Genomic DNA, 17,171 nt, shown 5'->3' with positions numbered 1-17,171 from the left:
CGCGAGGCACCCGGCGGGGTCATCATTCGTGTTCAGCGAGATAGGCCAGCAGGCGGTCTTCGTCCCACACCGGCACGCCCAGCGATTGCGCCTTGTCCAGCTTGGAGCCGGCCTCGGTACCGGCCACCACGAAGCTGGTCTTCTTCGACACGCTGCCGGAAACCTTGGCACCCAGCGCTTCCAGGCGTTCCTTGGCGGCATCGCGGGTGAGCTGGGCCAGGGTGCCGGTCAGCACCACGGTCTGCCCGTCCAATGGGCCGGCCACGATCTCGGCCAGCGCCGGCGCCTTGGCCAGGATCTGCTGCATCGCCTTCTCGGCCGCCAGCAGCATCACACCATGGCCATCGGCATCGAGCCACTCAGCCAGGCCGCGTGCAGTGTCGTCCGGCAGGCCGGCGTTGACGAACTGGCCATGCTCGGCGTCGAGCACGGCCTGCGCGCCCGGAAGCACAGCCACCAGCTTTTCGGCACGCAGGCGGGTGATGCCAGGGATCTCCGACTCGACCAGCAGCTGCGCCAGATCCAGGCCCTCGCGCAGCTTGGCGCTGGGCGCATGCACATCACTGATGCGCACCTGGCCGACCTGCAGCAGGTCATCGATGGCCTGCTGGTTGCCCTGCTGCTCGAAGAAATGGCCAAGCGAACGCGCCACTTCGCCGCCGATGTCCGGCACACGCTTGAACAACGGCCATGGCAGGTGGCGGATCAGCTCCAGGTCACCGAACCACTGCGCCAGCACCTTGGCAGTGCTCTCGCCCACGTGCTCGATGCCAAGCGCGAACAGCAGGCGCTCCAGCGTGGCCGCACGGCTGGCGTCGATTGCAGCGATCAGGTTGTCGGCCCACTTGGTGGCGATCTTCTTCGTGTTCCATTCGAAGCTGGCCGGCTGTGCCAGCGCCTGTGCGCGCCAGCCCGGATCGTTGCCATCCAGCCTGAGCACCGCATTGAGCACCGCACCACTGCCTTCGGCGGGCAGGTGCAGCTTCAGCGCAGCGGCCAGTGCCGACGGATCCTCGGCATCCAGCACCAGCTTCAGGTGCAGCAGCTGGTCGCGGTTGAGGCGATACAGATCAGCCACGCTCCTGACGATGCCGGCGTCGACCAGGGTTTCGATGTACTTGTCGCCGAGGCCGTCGATATCCATTGCACGACGCGAAGCGAAATGGGCAATGGCCTCCTTGCGCTGCGCCGGGCAGGACAGCTCGCCCGAGCAACGCCACGCAGCGGCACCTTCCTCGCGCACGATCTCCGAGCCGCACACCGGGCAGCGCGTCGGCATCTGCCACGGCGTGGTGCCCTGCGGGCGGCGGTCGAGAATGACGCTGACCACTTCCGGAATCACGTCACCGGCGCGGCGCACGATCACGCTGTCGCCCACGCGCACATCCAGGCGTGCGATCTGGTCGGCGTTGTGCAGCGTGGCATTGGACACGATCACGCCGGCCACCGCCACCGGCGCCAGTCGCGCGACCGGTGTGGCGGCACCGGTGCGGCCGATCTGGATCTCGATCGCCTCCACCGTGGTGCTCTGTTCCTGCGCGGGGAATTTGTGCGCGATGGCCCAGCGCGGCGCGCGCGAAACGAAGCCCATCGCCTGCTGGCCGGCACGGTCATCCAGCTTGTACACCACGCCATCGATATCAAACGGCAGGCCATCGCGGCGCTCACCGATGTCGCGGTAGTAGCCCAGCAGGCCGTCGGTGCCTTCCACCACCTTGCACAGCTCACTGACCGGGAAGCCCCAGGCACCAAGCTGGGCCAGTGTGCCCGAATGAGTATCCGGCAGCTCGCCGCCCTGCACTTCGCCAGTGCCGTAGGCGAAGAAACTCAGCCTGCGCTGCGCACTGATCTTCGGGTCGAGCTGGCGCAGCGAACCGGCGGCGGCGTTGCGCGGGTTGGCCAACACCTTGCCGCCCTGCAGCCGCGCACGTTCGTTGTAGGCCTCGAAGTCGGCGCGGGCCATGTAGACCTCGCCGCGCACCTCCAGCACATCCGGCCAGTCCTTGCCGTGCAGGCGCTTGGGAATGTCACCGATCTCGCGCAGGTTGGCGGTCACGTCCTCGCCGGTACTGCCATCGCCACGGGTCGCGCCCAACACGAAATGCCCGTCTTCGTAGCGCAGGCTGATCGCCAGGCCGTCCATCTTCGGTTCGGCCGAGAACCGCAGGCTGCGACGGCCCAGGCGCTCATCGATGCGGCGCACGAAATCGGCCACCTCCTCATCGCTGAAAGCATTGGACAGCGACAGCATCGGCACCGCGTGGCGCACTTCCGGGAAGCGGCCGGAGGGGCGCGCACCGACCTGCTGGGTCGGGCTGTCGGCACGGGCCAGTTCCGGGTGCTCGCGCTCCAGCGCTTCCAGCTCGCGCACCATGCGGTCGTAGTCGACGTCGGGGATCTCCGGCGCGTCCAGCTCGTGATAGGCGCGGTTGGCCTGGGCGATCTGCCGGCGAAGGTCTTCGGCGCGTTCGGCGGGGCTGGGGCTCATCGGGATCCGGTGGTTCTGGGATGGCCGGGGATTCTACCGCGCCCGGCTGTCAGCCCCTGTAACGCCGCCGCCTTTTGTAGAGTCGAGCCAAGCTCGACGGGTCCTCCCTCGCTCTGGCAGGCGCCATCCACTCCCCCGCTCTGGTACGTGCCAACCACTCCCCGCTCTGGTAGGTGCCAACCTTGGTTGGCACATCTGCAGTCAAGCATGGTTCGACTCCACAAAAAGCAGCTTGCCGCACATGCCCACCGGCGCTAGCGTGCGACGGTCGCCCTTCGGAATCCTACCCGTGACCCTGCCCGCTTCCCGTCGACGCTTCCTGCAACTGGCCGGTGCCGGCCTCGCCGTCGCCGGCAGCGGGCTGCCGCAGTTTGGCCAGGCCCAACCCGCGACAGCCGCCGCCCCCGCCCCTGCCGAAGGCGCCGTACTACTGAACTTCAATGAATGCCCGTACGGCCCCTCGCCCGCAGCCCAGCAGGCGGCGCTCGACAGCATCGCCAGCTGCGGCCGCTACCGCTTCGAACTGGCGGGCCAGGTGCGCGATGCCTTTATTGAACAGGCACGCATTCCGGCTGATCACGTGCGGCTGTATCCAGGTTCCAGCGAGCCGCTGAACCGCGCCGCCGTGCTATGGACCGGCCCGCAGGCGGGGCTGGTAGTGGCCGACCCGACCTTCGAGACGCTGGGCGAGGTCGCCGCCGCACACGGTGCACACGTGCAGAAAGTGCCGCTGCGCGAGGACGGTGCACACGACCTGCGTGCGATGGCCGCCGCCGCACACGCACGCCCGACCGGGCTGCTGTATGTCTGCAACCCCAACAACCCGACCGGCTCGATCAGCCCGCCGGATGAGCTCGCCTGGCTGCTGGCCCACAAACCCGCTTCCACCCGCGTGCTGGTCGACGAGGCCTACCTGCAGTACAGCGAGCAACCCAGCCTGATCACGCAGGTAGCGCAGCGCGATGACCTGATCGTGCTGCGCACGTTCTCCAAGCTGTACGGCATGGCCGGCCTGCGCCTGGGCGCGGCGGCCGCACATCCCGACCGTCTGCGCGAACTGGCCAGCCTGGGCGACAACCCGCTACCCGTGCCGGCACTGGCCGCTGCACTGGCCAGCCTGCGCGATCCGCAGTTGATTCCGCAGCGCCGCCTGCAGAATGCCAAGGTGCGGCAGTCCACCATCGCGTGGCTGGGCAAGCGTGGTTTCAGCTGCCTGCCGTCGGAAGCGAACTGCTTCGTGGTCGACGTGCAACGCGATGGCAGCGCGTTCGCCAAGGCGATGGCGGACAACGGCGTGGTGATCGGACGCAGCTGGCCGATCTGGCCACAGCGCGTGCGCGTGACCGTCGGCACCGAGGAGGAAATGGCCGCGTTCCGCAGGGCATTCGCAAAGGTGGCCGGCGTACCGGCCTGACCCTGTTGGTGGGGGCGAACCTTGGTTCGCCCTATCCACGCATGGCGTGGATCTACTGTTGTGGGTGCCGACCTGGGCCCCTGTAGAGTCGAGCCATGCTCGACTGGGGCCTTCCCTACAAGCCTGACCGCACTCAAGCGATATCCAAGCTGCCTCGGCCAGCCAATGCTGAGGCATGCCCAGTCCACGTCTCCTGAGAGGCCGTTGGTCGCAACTGCGGAACGTCTACGCGATCACCACCGTCACTCACCAGCGCCATCCGCACTTTGATGATCCACACCAGGCCACCGTCGTTGTCGCGGGCCTGCAGTGGATTCAGCAGGAGGGCCGATGCCTTAACCTCGCATGGGCGGTCATGCCAGATCACGTGCATTGGTTGATGCAACTGCGCTCAGGAACCCTTGCCGCGTCGGTGCAGATGATGAAATCCCGCTGCAGCCGACTCATAGGCATCAACGGGCCACTCTGGCAGCGCGGTTACCATGATCACGCTGTGCGATGTGATGAGTCCCTGAGAAACCAAGCTCTGTACATCGCAGCGAATCCTGTGCGCGCCGGGCTGGCGGCACAGCTCGGCGATCATCCGTTTGCCTGGTGCCGGTGGTTAGATCGATCGCCCTAGAGGCGAGTCAGGGATGGCCGACCCTGTAGAGTCGAGCCATGCTCGACTGGGGCTTACCCGGGGATCCGCAAGTCGAGCATGGCTCGACTCTACAGAAAGGCATTTATCAACAAAGGGCCCGGTCACGATGGCTTGGTCGGTCGCTCCAAGCTTGAGTCGAGCATGGCTCGACTCTACAGTTGGGGGCTTACCAGCGCGGGGTCTTGGTCAGCGGCGGGGCCTGGTGCTGGCGGTCGTAGGCGCGCAGCTCGTCACGGATGTGCGCGATGCGCTGGCGGCCCAGGGCATTGCGGCTGTCATCCAGCACCACGCCATCCAGCAGTTCAGCCATGCGCTGCACGGTCGGCAGCATCTTCTCCCAGGCGTCCAGCGCGGTCAGCGGCGCCGGCAATGTCAGGAAGAAGGCGATCGCCGGCGTTTCCATGGCACGGATGTTGGCCATGTCGAAGCTGCCCGGCTTCATGATGCTGGCCATCGAGAAGATCGGGCCACGCTCGGGATGGCCTTCCACCAGGCGGTGGAACACGTTCATGTGGCCGAACACCAGGCCAGTCTTCTCGGCCGCCACCACGATGTCTTCGCCACGCAGCTGTTCGCCGGCCCGGGCGGCCACGAACAAGGAGACGATCTTGTCGAAGTCCTGGGTGGCGCGCTTGCCAAGGTCGCTCGCGCCCGGGTCGGTTTCGCCCAGGCCCAGTTCCGCCTGCTCGCCTTCGCCAGGCATGCCCGGTTCGACGCGGCCCTCGGCCACGGCAACGCCGTCTTCGCCCAGTACCGGCTCGCGGCGCTCGCCGCTGGTCGGTTCCGCGCCTTCCACGCGACGCCCCTGGGGCTTCTTTTTCGGACGGCCAAACAGGAAGATCGCGGCGATCAACAGCAGGCCGGCGGCCAGGATGCCGATGCGCAACAGTGCCGTGTCGGACATTCGATAGGTTCTCCGGCTAGTTCATTCAGGTAACTAGGATGGCACGTCAGGCCGCGCCCGCCAATCGCGCGGCTTCTTCCAGGTCCACGCTCACCAGGCGGCTGACACCCGGCTCGCGCATGGTCACGCCCGACAGCTGATGCGCGGCCTCCATCGTCGCCTTGTTGTGGCTGACGAACAGGAACTGCACCTTTTCGCTCATTTCCTTGACCATGTTGGCCAGGCGGCCGACGTTGGCCTCGTCCAGCGGCGCGTCCACCTCGTCCAGCAGGCAGAACGGTGCGGGGTTCAGCTGGAAGATGGCGAACACCAGCGCCACCGCGGTCATCGCCTTCTCGCCGCCGGACAGCAGCGAGATGCTGGACACGCGCTTGCCCGGCGGACGCGCCATGATGGTCACACCGGTGTCGAGCAGGTCTTCACCGGTCAATTCCAGGTAGGCGTGGCCACCACCGAACAGGCGCGGGTACAGCGCCTGCACACCAGCGTTGACACGATCGAAGGTGTCCTTGAAACGACCGCGGGTCTCGCGGTCGATCTTGCGGATCGCATCTTCCAGGGTTTCCAGCGCCGTGGTCAGGTCGGTGTGCTGCGAATCCAGGTAATCCGAGCGCTGCGACGCCTCGCCGTACTCGTGGATGGCGGCCAGGTTGACCGGCTCCAGCCGGCGCATGCGGCCATCGATCTGGTGCACGGCCTGCTCCCAGTCACCCAGGCGGGCGTCCTCGGGCAATGCGTTGAGCACGTCCTGCAGTACGAACCCGGCCTTCTCCACCGCGCCCTGCAGGGTGTCCGCGCTGAGCACCAGCGCCTGCTGGTCCAGCTTGCGCTGCGAGATACGCTCGCGCTGGGCCAGCGCCTGTTCGTCGCGCTGGTGGCGGGTCTGTTCGTAACTGCGCAGCTCGGCGTCGATGCCGTCCAGCAGCGTGCGCGCCTCGGTCAGCACGCGATCGGCCCGCACGCGCTCTTCCAGTGCATTCTGGTGCTCGGCCTGCAGCGATTCGACCGGCGAATCACCTTCATCCAGCTGCGAATGCAGTTCGCCCAGTCGCGAATCCAGCTGCCCGCGCTGGGTACCCATGCGTTCCAGCGCCTGGCTCAGTGAAGCCAGCTGCGCCCGCTGCGATTCCAGGGTCAGCGCCAGCGAATGCGAGCGCTCACGCACCGCGCGTGCAGCATCGCGCGCCAGGTCGCGAGCCTCGGTCAGCTGGCGGCGCTCGCCCTCCAGCCGCTGCCGGGTCGATTCCAGGTCGCCCATGCTGCTGACCGCGTTCTCCAACCGCGAACGCGCTTCACGCGCCTGCTCGTTGTTGGCTTCCAGCGTTTCCTGCAGCTGCTTCAGTTCACCTTCGATGCGGTCGATGCGCGTGCGCGCCGCCTCCACCTTGCCCTGCTGGCCCTGCAGCTGGCCAGCCAGTTCAGAGACCGCACGATGGGCCTGGTACAGCGCACGCTGCGCGTCTTCGCGCTGCTGCTCGGCGGCCTGCAACTGCTCACGGAAACCACTCAGCTGTTCTTCCAGCTCGGCTTCGCGATCCTGCAGTTGCTCGATCTGCTCGCGCAGCTCGTTGATCTCACGTTCGCGCAGCAGCGCGCCCTGCTGGGCCGCACCGGAGCGCGATACTCGCAGCCAGCCCTGGCCCAGGCGCTCGCCGCTCTGGGTGATGATCGAATCGCCTTCCGGAAGACTGGCCTGCAACACCTTCGCCTCGGACAGGTCCTTGGCTGCGTGCAGGTGCGCCAGCAGGCGACGGATCGCGGCCGGGCCACGCACGTGGGCCGCCAGCGAGGTCGGCGCGACCTTCAGGTCCGCGCCATCGTTGGCAACCAGTGCGATGTGGCCCTCGCCCAATTCGCCGAGGGCATCGACCAGGCTGGCCGGATCATCAACCAGCACGCCTTCGATCAATTGGCCGAGCGCGCTTTCCACCGCGTTTTCCCAGCCGGCGTCAACGTCCAGGCGTTCGCCGACACGCGCTGCCGAATCCAGTCCACGCGCCTTCAGCCAGGCCACGGCCGCGCCCTGCTCCTGGCCCAGCGCGGCCTGCTGTAGGGTTTCCAGCGAAGCCAGGCGACCGCGCAGGCCGTTGGCCTGCTTGCGCAGTTCGGCCAGTTCGTTCTGGCCATTGCGCTGCTGTTCCTGCACCGTCGCCACGCCCTGCTTGCGCAGCTCGACGTCTTCGCTCAATTCATCCAGCGCGGTCTTCTGCGTGTCGTGCTGCAGGTGCAGCTGCTCGAAGGCTTCTTCCAGCGCGTCCACGTCCAGCCCGGCGCGCTCGGCGGCCAGGGCCTCGCGACGCCGGTCAGCGTCGAGGATCTGCTTGTCCAGGTAGTCCACGCGCGTGCGCTCGACATCGCCGGCGCGCGACGCCTCCGAACTCTGCGAGGTGTGCTGCTCCCAGCGCTGCTGCCAGCTGGCCAGCCGGTCCTCGGCCTCGCGCAGGCTTTCCTGCTTGATCTCGTTCTCTTCCTGCAGTTCTTCCAGCTGCGGGGTGGCGGCCTCCACCGCCTCGCGCAGCACCATCAGCTTGGCCTCGTCACCACTGATGTGCTGGCCCAGTTCGGCCAACGCCTGGCGGGTCTCGTCGCGCGCCTTGTGCAGGCGCTGCGACAGCTCGCGCTGGTGTTGGATCTGCTGTTCCAGGCGCGCCAGCGTGCTGCCGACCTGGTAGACCGCAGCCTGCGCGGTGTTGAGCGCGTCGGCGGCCTCTTCGCGTCGAACGCGCGAGGTCTCGATGCGGGCCTCGGCGTCACGCTGATCGGCGATCAGCTGCTGCAGTTTGGTCTCTTCCTGCGACAGCCCTTCGCGCAGCTTCGACAGGCGACCGTCCAACCCGCGGAACTCCAGCGCCTTCCACTCGGCATCCTTGACCCTGCGCTCTTCCTGCAGGGCCTGGTACTGCTCGGCCTGCTTGGCCTGGCGCTTGAGGTGTTCGAGCTGCTTGCTGATCTCGTCGCGCAGGTCGCCCAGCCGGTCCAGATTCTCGCGGGTGTGGCGGATGCGGGTCTCGGTTTCCTTGCGGCGCTCCTTGTACTTGGAGATGCCGGCCGCCTCTTCCAGGTACACGCGCAGGTCTTCCGGGCGCGCCTCGATGATCTGGCTGATCATGCCCTGTTCGATGATCGAGTAACTGCGCGGGCCCAGGCCGGTGCCGAGGAACAGGTCGGTGATGTCGCGGCGACGGCACTTGGTGCCATTGAGGTAATAGTTGCTGGTGCCGTCGCGGCTGACCGTGCGCTTGACCGAGATCTCGTTGAACGAGGCGTACTCGCCGGAAATCGTGTGGTCGGAGTTGTCGAAGATCAGCTCGACCGTGGCCTGCGACACCGGCTTGCGGGCATTGGATCCGGAGAAGATCACGTCGGTCAGCGAGTCGCCACGCAGGCGGCTGGCCGAACTCTCGCCCATGACCCAGCGCACGGCGTCGATGATGTTCGACTTGCCGCAGCCATTGGGTCCCACCACGCCGGTCATGTTGGTCGGCAGGTGCAGGGTGGTCGGATCGACGAACGACTTGAAGCCGGACAGCTTGATCGTGGAAAGACGCATAGGGGTTCCGGACTGGGGCCGGCAAGCGGCCTGCGTTTACCCTCCAAGTCATTGATCCTGCTGGGATCGATGCCCGTGGAACGGGTGTGACGCCCTGAGTATACCGATGTGGCCGTGTTCTACGTATGGGCGTGGAACACTGTCCAGCCCCACCCCGTCGTCCGGACGTGGCCCGACGCCACGAAACGGGGCCATAAAACAAAACGGGCACCCTTGCGGGCGCCCGTTCTGCGGTGATGCCAGGCCTTGCGGCGTGGGATCAGGCTTCGGCGACGACGACGACCTTGACGGTGGTCTCGACGTCGGCGTGCAGGTGGACCAGCACGTCGTATTCGCCGATGTTGCGGAAGGCGCCTTCGCCCAGGATGACTTCGCTCTTGCTGACCGGCAGGCCGGCAGCGGTGAAGGCATCGGCGATTTCGCGGGCGCCGACCGAGCCGTACAGCTTGCCTTCGGTCGAAGCGTTGGCCGGGATGGTCACGCTCGCGCCTTCCAGCTTGGCCTTGCGGGCGTCAGCGTCGGCGTGGATGGCCTGGGCCTTGGCTTCGTATTCGGCGCGCTTGGCTTCGAACTCGGCCTTGTTGCTCTCGGTGGCCGGAACGGCCTTGCCCTGCGGCACGAGGAAGTTACGGCCGTAGCCCGGCTTCACGTCGACCAGGTCGCCCAGGTTGCCGAGGTTGGTGACTTTCTGCAGGAGGATCAGCTGCATGGTATTGCTCCAGATAAGTTATTCGTTAGCGAGGCGATGCCCCGCAACAAAGGCTGTCCGAATAGCTGGCACAGCGGGGGCGGCACCGGGCCGCCCCGCCGGGCATCAGACGTCGTGGTTGTCGGTGTACGGGATCAGGGCCAGGAAGCGAGCGCGCTTGACAGCGGTCGCCAGCTGACGCTGGTACTTCGACTTGGTACCGGTGACGCGGCTCGGCACGATCTTGCCGTTCTCGGTCAGGTACTGGCGCAGGGTGTTGAGATCCTTGTAGTCGATCTCCTTCACACCTTCAGCCGTGAACTTGCAGAACTTGCGGCGACGGAAGAACTTGGACATGGGAAGGCTCCTTAGGCGGCGGAAGCGGCGTCGTCGCCGGCTTCGTTGTCAGCGGTGGTGGTGGACTCGCCTTCTTCGTCGTCACGACGACGGCGCTCACCGCGCTCCGGCTTGTCACCCTTCTCGTCCTTGCTCTTCATGATCAGCGACTGCTCGGTGTCAGCCTCGTCACGCTTGATGACCAGGTTGCGCAGCACGGCGTCGTTGAAGCGGAAGCTTTCGGTCAGCTCGTTCAGCACGGCCTGGTCGGCTTCGATGTTCAGCAGCACGTAGTGGGCCTTCACCAGGTTCTGGATCGGGTATGCCAGCTGGCGGCGGCCCCAGTCTTCCAGACGGTGGATGGTGCCGTTGCCGTTCTCGACCAGCGACTTGTAGCGCTCGATCATGGCCGGGACCTGCTCGCTCTGGTCCGGGTGGACCATGAACACGATTTCGTAATGACGACTCATGTTTTTTCTACCTTTCGGATGTGGCCTCGCGGCCGGACAGCCCCCCGCCGTTGAGACCGCGGTGGGGCAAGGATTCCCGCCAGGAAGGCAGGAAGCCGCACATTATGGCGCAGATGGGGTGGCCGGGCAACCGGCGGGCCACAGGGCAACCTGAACCGGGCTACCCCAGATCCACATGAAGGCGGTGCTGGCCGCATTCCAGGCACTGGAACAGGCAGCCAATCATCTCCCCGTCCCGGCTCAGGTGTTCCAGCACCCAGTCGGCGTCGCGCGGGTTGACCTCAACCACGTCGGGCCGGACCTCGTCGAGGATGGGCTGGAGGTCCTCGCTACCGGCGTAACCGAGGAAGGCGCAGGGCCGCTCACAATGGCTGAGCCAGACCGACTGCTGCCAGGACGAGTAGCCCGGGGTGCGCTCGCAGATCTCCAGCAGCAGCTCGCGGGCGATGGTCGGCGGCGGATCGGCCGGATCCGGGGATACCCCCTCGATATCGCTCCAGCCGGTGAATTCACCCTCGTAACTGGCCACTGCCCTGCCATCGGCAATGCACCAGGGGCACAGGTAATCGGGGCTCAGAACGGAGTAGAACGGCCCCCGGTAGCGCAGTGTGCGCGGCTGACCGCAGCAGTCGCAGACCCCGTCGACCTCTTCGAAGGAGAGGGCGTAGGCGTTGGGGTGATAAATGAAAAGCGGTCGTTCCATCCGTGGATCCCTTCCCTGCCGACCAAGGTCGGCATCTACCACCGCCCGGCCATGCCCGGCGGACGCCAGAACCAGCCCTCAGGCCTTGTCGGCGTCGGTGGTGAAGCTTTCACCGCAGCCACACTCGGCGGTGGCGTTCGGGTTGCTGAACGTGAACGTTTCGCTCAGGCCGTGCTTGCCGAAGTCGATCACGGTGCCGTCCACCAGCGCCAGGCTCTTGGCATCGACATAGATCTTCACGCCGTCCTGGTCGAACACGGTATCGCCCTCGCGCTCGTCGCGGGCCAGGTCGGTGATGTGACCCCAGCCCGAGCAACCGGTCTTGGTCACGCCGAAACGCAGGCCCAGCGCGCCGGGGGTCTGGGCGACAAAGCGCTGCACGCGCTCGAAGGCAATGGGGGTCAGGCTGACGGCCATGGGGCTACTCCAGAGGTACGGGGACATTATAAGGAGCCGTTGCCACGAAAAATGCCTCGCAAGCAGAACGCTGCAACCGGTAAACTCCCGTGTTCACAGATCGAGTCGATCAGCAGAGGATTCAAGTCATGACGGTGGTCAGCGTTGAACATGCGCTTGCCGGGAAGATCCCGGAAGGCGGCGAAGTCACGGTACGCGGATGGGTGCGCACGGTGCGCGGTTCAGCGAATCTGGCCTTCGTGAATGTGAGCGACGGCTCCTGCTTCGCGCCGATCCAGGTCGTGGCCGGCGACAGCCTGGCCAACTTCGACGAGATCAAGCGCCTGACCAGCGGCTGCTCGGTCATCGCCACCGGCACCCTGGTGAAGTCGCAGGGCAAGGGCCAGTCATTCGAGATCCAGGCCAGCACGCTGGACGTGGTCGGCTGGGTCGAAGACCCGCTCACCTACCCGATCCAGCCCAAGCCGATGTCGCCGGAGTTCCTGCGCGAAGTGGCGCACCTGCGCCCGCGCACCAACCTGTTCGGCGCGGTCACCCGCATCCGCAACTGCCTGGCCCAGGCCGTGCACCGTTTCTTCCACGAGAACGGCTTCAACTGGATCAGCACCCCGATCATCACCACCTCCGACGCCGAGGGCGCCGGCCAGATGTTCCGCGTGTCCACCCTGGACATGGTGAACCTGCCGCGTGACGAAAAGGGCGCGATCGACTTCAGCCGCGACTTCTTCGGCAAGGAAACCTTCCTGACCGTGTCCGGCCAGCTGAACGTCGAGGCCTACTGCCTGGCGCTGAGCAAGGTCTACACCTTCGGCCCGACCTTCCGCGCCGAGAACAGCCACACCACCCGCCACCTGGCGGAGTTCTGGATGATCGAGCCGGAAATCGCCTTCGCCGACCTGGCCGAAGACGCGCGCCTGGCCGAAGAGTTCCTGAAGTACCTGTTCCGCGCGGTGCTGAACGAGCGTGGCGACGACCTTGCCTTCATCGCCGAGCGCGTGGACAAGAACGCGATCACCAAGCTGGAAGACTTCATCAATGCGCCGTTCGAGCGCATCGACTACACCGATGCGGTCAGCCTGCTGCAGAAGTCCGGCAGGAAGTTCGACTTCCCGGTCGAATGGGGCCTGGACCTGCAGACCGAGCACGAGCGCTGGCTGACCGAAGAACACGTCGGCCGCCCGGTGGTGGTAACCAACTATCCGGAGCACATCAAGGCCTTCTACATGCGCCTGAACGACGACGGCAAGACCGTTGCCGCGATGGACGTGCTGGCCCCGGGCATCGGCGAGATCATCGGCGGCAGCCAGCGCGAAGAGCGCCTGGACGTGCTGGACGCGCGCATGGCCCAGTTCGGCCTGGATCGTGAGCACTACAGCTGGTATCGCGATTTCCGCCGCTATGGTTCGGTGCCGCACGCCGGCTTCGGCCTGGGCTTCGAACGCCTGGTGGTGTACGTCTGCGGGCTGTCCAACATCCGCGATGCGATCCCCTACCCGCGCGCCCCGGGCAGCGCGGACTTCTAAGCCCCACACGACCACGGAGGTACCGCTCCCATGACCCTGTTCTTCGCCCTCTGTTTCGTCGGCGTTGCAGTGGCCGGGTTCAGTGCCTTCGTGATCTTCTGGCCGCTGACCCTGGTGCACGTACGCGATCGCCATCCGGCGCTCGCCGAGCGCTTCGGCAGCGGTGCCTTCCTCAAGCCCGATGCCCTGGCCTGGCTGCTGCGCCGTGACTATCGCCAGCAGCCGGACCGCTCGCTGTCCGGGCTGGCGACGCCGGCCTGGGTATCGCTGCTGACCCTGCTGGCCGGACTGGGCATGGCCGCCCTGCTCTGGCTGGCCTCGCTCTGGTAACACATCCATGAATGACATCACCGCCTCGCGCGACAGCTGGTGGCTGGCCAGCCTCGGCAACACCCTGATCTGGGCGCGCCTGCGCGTGCGCCCGGCCGGCACTGCCGAAGTGCTCGACAGCGATGGCAACACGCTGAGCTATGACAGCGAAGACACCGCGCGTTCGCAGCTGTTCGACGCCGAATTCGTCGAGTACGACGGCCTGGACGAGGAAGACGCGCTGGTGCGCGGCTTCAGCCTGCACGAAGTGCAGCCGCCGCAGGCCGACAGCGATGAAGGCTTGCGCGGCCGCATGATCCAGTCGCTGGGCGGGCGCGCCTGACCCTGCATGTTCACCCCGCGCGCCTTCGCCGAGACCGACCTGCTCTGGCTGGACCGCCTGCTGGCGCGCGACCCGTTCGTTACCGTGCTTACGCCCGGCAGCGATGGCCTGCCGGAGCTGACCCGGATGCCGGTGCTGTACCGGCGTGACGGCGACCAGATCGAACTGCGCGGCCACTGGGCGCGCGCCAACCCGCAGTCGCGCCACCGCGGCGCGGCCAAGGTACTGATCGATGGTCCGCATGGCTACGTCTCGGCCAGCTGGTATCCGGACAAGGAACCCGCTGCGCGGGTACCCACCTGGAACTACGCCGCCGCCGAGCTGCGTGGCCAGCTGCAGGCCTTCGACGATACCGAGGCGCTGGCCGAACTGGTCGGCGCGATCAGCGACCGCTTCGAAGCCAGTGTCGGACAGGCCTGGCATTTCGATCCCACGCGTGCCGAGCATGGCCCGGAGCTGCGCGCCATCGTCGGCTTCCGTTTCCAGGTCGAACAGGTGCAGCTGAAGCTCAAGCTGAGCCAGAACCATCCCGATGCGAACCAGCGCGCCGTGATCGCCGAGCTGGAACAGCTGGGCACCCCCGCTTCCACCGAGTTGGCGCAGTGGATGCGCTGGCACCGCGAACAGGCCGCCCGCAGCGACTGAACGCCCCAGATTCCCGCAGCGCCGCAGCCGGATGGTTGCGGCGCGCCCCCACCCGACGCCAGGGACCCATACATGAAAGACATCCACAAACTGCTGCAGAACAACCGCGACTGGGCCGACCGCATCGAGAAGGAAGACCCCGAGTTCTTCCACCAGCTCGCCAAGCAGCAGCACCCCGAGTACCTGTGGATCGGCTGTTCCGATTCGCGCGTGCCGGCCAACCAGATCATCGGCATGGCCCCGGGTGAAGTGTTCGTGCACCGCAACGTCGCCAACGTGGTCGCGCACACCGACCTGAACTGCCTGAGCGTGGTGCAGTACGCAGTGGACCAGCTGAAGGTGAAGCACATCCTGATCGTCGGCCACTACGGCTGCGGCGGCGTGCATGCCTGCCTGCACAACACACGCGTCGGCCTGGCCGACAACTGGCTGCGCCACGTGGGCGATGTGATGCAGAAGCACACCGGCATCCTCGATGCGATCGAGACCGACGAGCTCAAGCACGCACGCCTGTGCGAACTGAACGTGATCGAGCAGGTGGCCAACCTGTGCCGCTCGACCATCGTGCAGGACGCCTGGGCCCGCGGCCAGAAGCTGATGGTGCACGGCTGGGTCTACAGCCTGAAGGACGGACGCGTGCGCGAGATGGGCATCGACGTCGGTTCGCAGGAAGAGCTGCAGCCTGCGTATGAAAAGGCCCTGTCCTACGTCCCGCGCAAGGGCAAGCGCGACTGATCCCTGACGGATGACCACCATGCTCGCTTCGCCGATCAACCTGCACGCCTGGATCGAAGAAAACCGCCACCTGCTGAAGCCGCCGGTGGGCAACAAGATGATCGATAACGGCGACTTCATCGTGATGGTGGTGGGCGGGCCGAACTCGCGTACCGACTACCACTACGACGAAGGCCCGGAGTGGTTCTACCAGCTCGAAGGCGAGATGGTGCTGAAGGTGCAGGAAGACGGCGCGGTGCGCGACATTCCGATCCGCGCCGGCGAGATCTTCCTGCTGCCGGCAAAGGTGCCGCACTCGCCGCGGCGCCCGCCCGGCGGTGTCGGCCTGGTGGTCGAGCGCAAGCGCCTGCCGCATGAGATGGACGGCGTGATCTGGCACTGCGAGCGCTGCAACCATAAGCTGCACGAAGAATTCTTCCCGCTGCAGAACATCGAGACCGACCTGCCCAAGGTGTTCGCGCGCTATCACGCCAGCCTGGAACTGCGTACCTGCAGCGAGTGCGGGCACGTGGATCCACTGCCGGTGCCAGCGGTGGGCTGAGCCATCGAACGGTAGTTGCCCACCTTGGTGGGCGCTTGCTTGTACGTGCGCCAACCAAGGTTGGCGACTACCGGGCCATGCGGCACCGGCGTTGGGTTGGCAGCTACCGGGCCATGCCCCAGGCGCTACACTGGCGATCCCGTTGCAGCCTGTTGCCCGACCATGTCCGACCTGCTCAGCCGCACCCACGCCATTGCCCTGGACGCCGCCGATCCACTGCGCCCGCTGCGCAATGAATTCCTGATTCCGCGCCATGGTGGCGGCGAGCAGACCTACTTCGTCGGCAACTCGCTGGGCCTGCAGCCGCGTGGCGCGCAGGCGGCCGTGCAGGAAGTGATGAAGCAGTGGGGCGAGCTGGCGGTGGAAGGCCACTTCACCGGCCCCACGCAGTGGCTGTCCTACCACCGCCTGGTGAGCGCGCAGCTGGCCCGCGTGGTCGGTGCGCTGCCCAGCGAAGTGGTGGCGATGAACACGCTGAGCGTGAACCTGCACCTGATGATGGTCAGCTTCTACCGGCCGACGGCCGAGCGTCCGGTGATCCTGATGGAAGCCGGCGCATTCCCGACCGACCGCCACGCAGTGGAAGCACAGATCCGCTTCCATGGCTTCGACCCGGCCGAATGCCTGGTGGAAGTGCAACCGGACGAAGCCAATGGAACGATCTCGCTGAACGCCATCGAGGGCGCCATCACCGAATACGGCCCGCGCCTGGCGCTGGTGCTGTGGCCCGGCGTGCAGTACCGCACCGGCCAGGCCTTCGACCTCGATGCGATCACCCGCGCCGCACGCCTGCAGGGCGCACGCATCGGCTTCGACCTGGCGCACTCGGTCGGCAACCTGCCGCTGCGCCTGCATGACGTGGCCCCTGATTTCGCCGTGTGGTGTCACTACAAGTACCTGAACAGCGGCCCGGGCGCGGTTGCCGGCGCCTTCGTCCACGAGCGCCATCACCGCGACACCACCCTGCCGCGCTTTGCCGGCTGGTGGGGCCATGAGGAATCCACCCGCTTCCAGATGGCACCGCAGTTCACGCCGGCCATCGGTGCCGAAGGCTGGCAGCTGAGCAATCCGCCAATCCTCGGTCTGGCGCCGCTGCGCGCCTCGCTGGACCTGTTCGAGCGCGCCGGCATGGAGGCGCTGCGCAGCAAGTCGCTGGCACTGACCGGCATGCTGGAAGCACTGGTCCGTGCGCGCCTGTCCGGCGTGCTGGACATCATCACTCCGGCCGAGCCGCAGCGCCGTGGCTGCCAGTTGTCGCTGCGCGTGATCGGTGGCCGCGAGCGCGGCCGTGCGCTGTTCGAGCATCTGCGCGGCATCGGCGTGCTCGGCGACTGGCGCGAACCCGACGTGATCCGCATCTCGCCCACCCCGCTCTACAACCGCTACCTGGACGTGCACCACTTCGTCGAGGAAGTGGAAGCCTGGGCCGGCCTCTAAGTCGGCCCCTCCCCTACTGCTGGAC

The 17,171-nt window shown here is 66.6% G+C and carries 17 protein-coding genes; 9 read left to right on the top strand and 8 right to left on the bottom strand.

The annotated features are described in order from the left end of the window. Nucleotides 1-22: 22 nt before the first annotated feature. The gene (ligA, locus tag N5D91_RS11560; protein ID WP_180854843.1) at nt 23-2,494 is read right to left on the bottom strand and encodes an NAD-dependent DNA ligase LigA; all 2,472 of its coding nucleotides are present in this window, start codon (nt 2,492-2,494) and stop codon (nt 23-25) included. A 283-nt stretch (nt 2,495-2,777) separates the two neighbouring features. On the opposite strand from ligA, the gene N5D91_RS11555 reads away from it, so the two are divergent. Both N5D91_RS11555 and N5D91_RS11550 read left to right on the top strand, forming a co-directional pair. After that, nucleotides 2,778-3,902: a pyridoxal phosphate-dependent aminotransferase gene (locus tag N5D91_RS11555; RefSeq protein ID WP_180854825.1), complete on the top strand. Its 1,125-nt coding sequence runs from the start codon at nt 2,778-2,780 to the stop codon at nt 3,900-3,902. 175 nt (nt 3,903-4,077) lie between these two features. Next, nucleotides 4,078-4,524 (top strand): transposase, encoded by a 447-nt coding sequence (locus N5D91_RS11550; RefSeq protein WP_180854824.1) that lies wholly within the window; start codon nt 4,078-4,080, stop codon nt 4,522-4,524. Nucleotides 4,525-4,711: 187 nt separating this feature from the next. Here N5D91_RS11550 and zipA read toward each other — a convergent pair whose 3' ends face one another. The 7 genes from zipA to N5D91_RS11515 form a co-directional block, all read right to left on the bottom strand. After that, entirely contained in the window at nt 4,712-5,449 is a 738-nt protein-coding gene (gene zipA / locus N5D91_RS11545) for a cell division protein ZipA (RefSeq protein ID WP_110712806.1), read from the bottom strand. Nucleotides 5,450-5,495: 46 nt separating this feature from the next. Next, on the bottom strand, nt 5,496-8,999 hold the full coding sequence (gene smc / locus N5D91_RS11540; protein WP_180854823.1) for a chromosome segregation protein SMC: 3,504 nt from the start codon (nt 8,997-8,999) through the stop codon (nt 5,496-5,498). A gap of 259 nt (nt 9,000-9,258) precedes the next feature. Continuing rightward, entirely contained in the window at nt 9,259-9,708 is a 450-nt protein-coding gene (gene rplI, locus N5D91_RS11535; RefSeq protein ID WP_014037734.1) for a 50S ribosomal protein L9, read from the bottom strand. A 105-nt stretch (nt 9,709-9,813) separates the two neighbouring features. Then, complete coding sequence (gene rpsR / locus N5D91_RS11530) at nt 9,814-10,044, bottom strand: 30S ribosomal protein S18 (protein ID WP_002804494.1); 231 nt, start codon at nt 10,042-10,044, stop codon at nt 9,814-9,816. Between the two features lie 11 nt (nt 10,045-10,055). After that, nucleotides 10,056-10,493 (bottom strand): 30S ribosomal protein S6, encoded by a 438-nt coding sequence (gene rpsF, locus N5D91_RS11525; protein WP_049445625.1) that lies wholly within the window; start codon nt 10,491-10,493, stop codon nt 10,056-10,058. A 160-nt stretch (nt 10,494-10,653) separates the two neighbouring features. Further along, nucleotides 10,654-11,196: a CbrC family protein gene (locus N5D91_RS11520; RefSeq protein ID WP_110712808.1), complete on the bottom strand. Its 543-nt coding sequence runs from the start codon at nt 11,194-11,196 to the stop codon at nt 10,654-10,656. Nucleotides 11,197-11,274: 78 nt separating this feature from the next. Beyond that, entirely contained in the window at nt 11,275-11,613 is a 339-nt protein-coding gene (locus N5D91_RS11515) for an iron-sulfur cluster assembly accessory protein (RefSeq protein ID WP_006376495.1), read from the bottom strand. Between the two features lie 128 nt (nt 11,614-11,741). Between N5D91_RS11515 and asnS the strand changes: the two genes are divergently transcribed. The 7 genes from asnS (at nt 11,742) to kynU (ending at nt 17,146) form a co-directional block, all read left to right on the top strand. After that, nucleotides 11,742-13,136, top strand: a complete 1,395-nt coding sequence (asnS, locus tag N5D91_RS11510) for an asparagine--tRNA ligase (protein ID WP_153855995.1) — start codon at nt 11,742-11,744, stop codon at nt 13,134-13,136. Between the two features lie 30 nt (nt 13,137-13,166). Next, nucleotides 13,167-13,466 carry a hypothetical protein gene (locus N5D91_RS11505; RefSeq protein WP_005417403.1) on the top strand — a complete coding sequence of 100 codons (300 nt, stop codon included), beginning with the start codon at nt 13,167-13,169 and terminating at the stop codon, nt 13,464-13,466. A 7-nt stretch (nt 13,467-13,473) separates the two neighbouring features. Continuing rightward, a complete protein-coding gene (locus N5D91_RS11500; protein ID WP_006453002.1) occupies nt 13,474-13,788 on the top strand; it encodes a hypothetical protein in 315 nt (104 codons plus the stop codon). Between the two features lie 6 nt (nt 13,789-13,794). Then, nucleotides 13,795-14,433 (top strand): FMN-binding negative transcriptional regulator, encoded by a 639-nt coding sequence (locus tag N5D91_RS11495; RefSeq protein ID WP_180854822.1) that lies wholly within the window; start codon nt 13,795-13,797, stop codon nt 14,431-14,433. Nucleotides 14,434-14,505: 72 nt separating this feature from the next. Beyond that, nucleotides 14,506-15,168, top strand: a complete 663-nt coding sequence (gene can / locus N5D91_RS11490) for a carbonate dehydratase (RefSeq protein WP_014037740.1) — start codon at nt 14,506-14,508, stop codon at nt 15,166-15,168. A 19-nt stretch (nt 15,169-15,187) separates the two neighbouring features. Then, complete coding sequence (locus N5D91_RS11485) at nt 15,188-15,709, top strand: 3-hydroxyanthranilate 3,4-dioxygenase (protein WP_110714345.1); 522 nt, start codon at nt 15,188-15,190, stop codon at nt 15,707-15,709. A 162-nt stretch (nt 15,710-15,871) separates the two neighbouring features. Further along, nucleotides 15,872-17,146, top strand: a complete 1,275-nt coding sequence (kynU, locus tag N5D91_RS11480) for a kynureninase (RefSeq protein ID WP_110712811.1) — start codon at nt 15,872-15,874, stop codon at nt 17,144-17,146. Nucleotides 17,147-17,171 lie beyond the last annotated feature (25 nt).

It is taken from the genome of Stenotrophomonas sp. GD03794 (assembly GCF_029842145.1).
GTDB lineage: Bacteria > Pseudomonadota > Gammaproteobacteria > Xanthomonadales > Xanthomonadaceae > Stenotrophomonas > Stenotrophomonas riyadhensis.
Note: the sequence above shows the minus strand (reverse complement) of the source record. Positions and strands in the feature narration are given on the sequence as shown.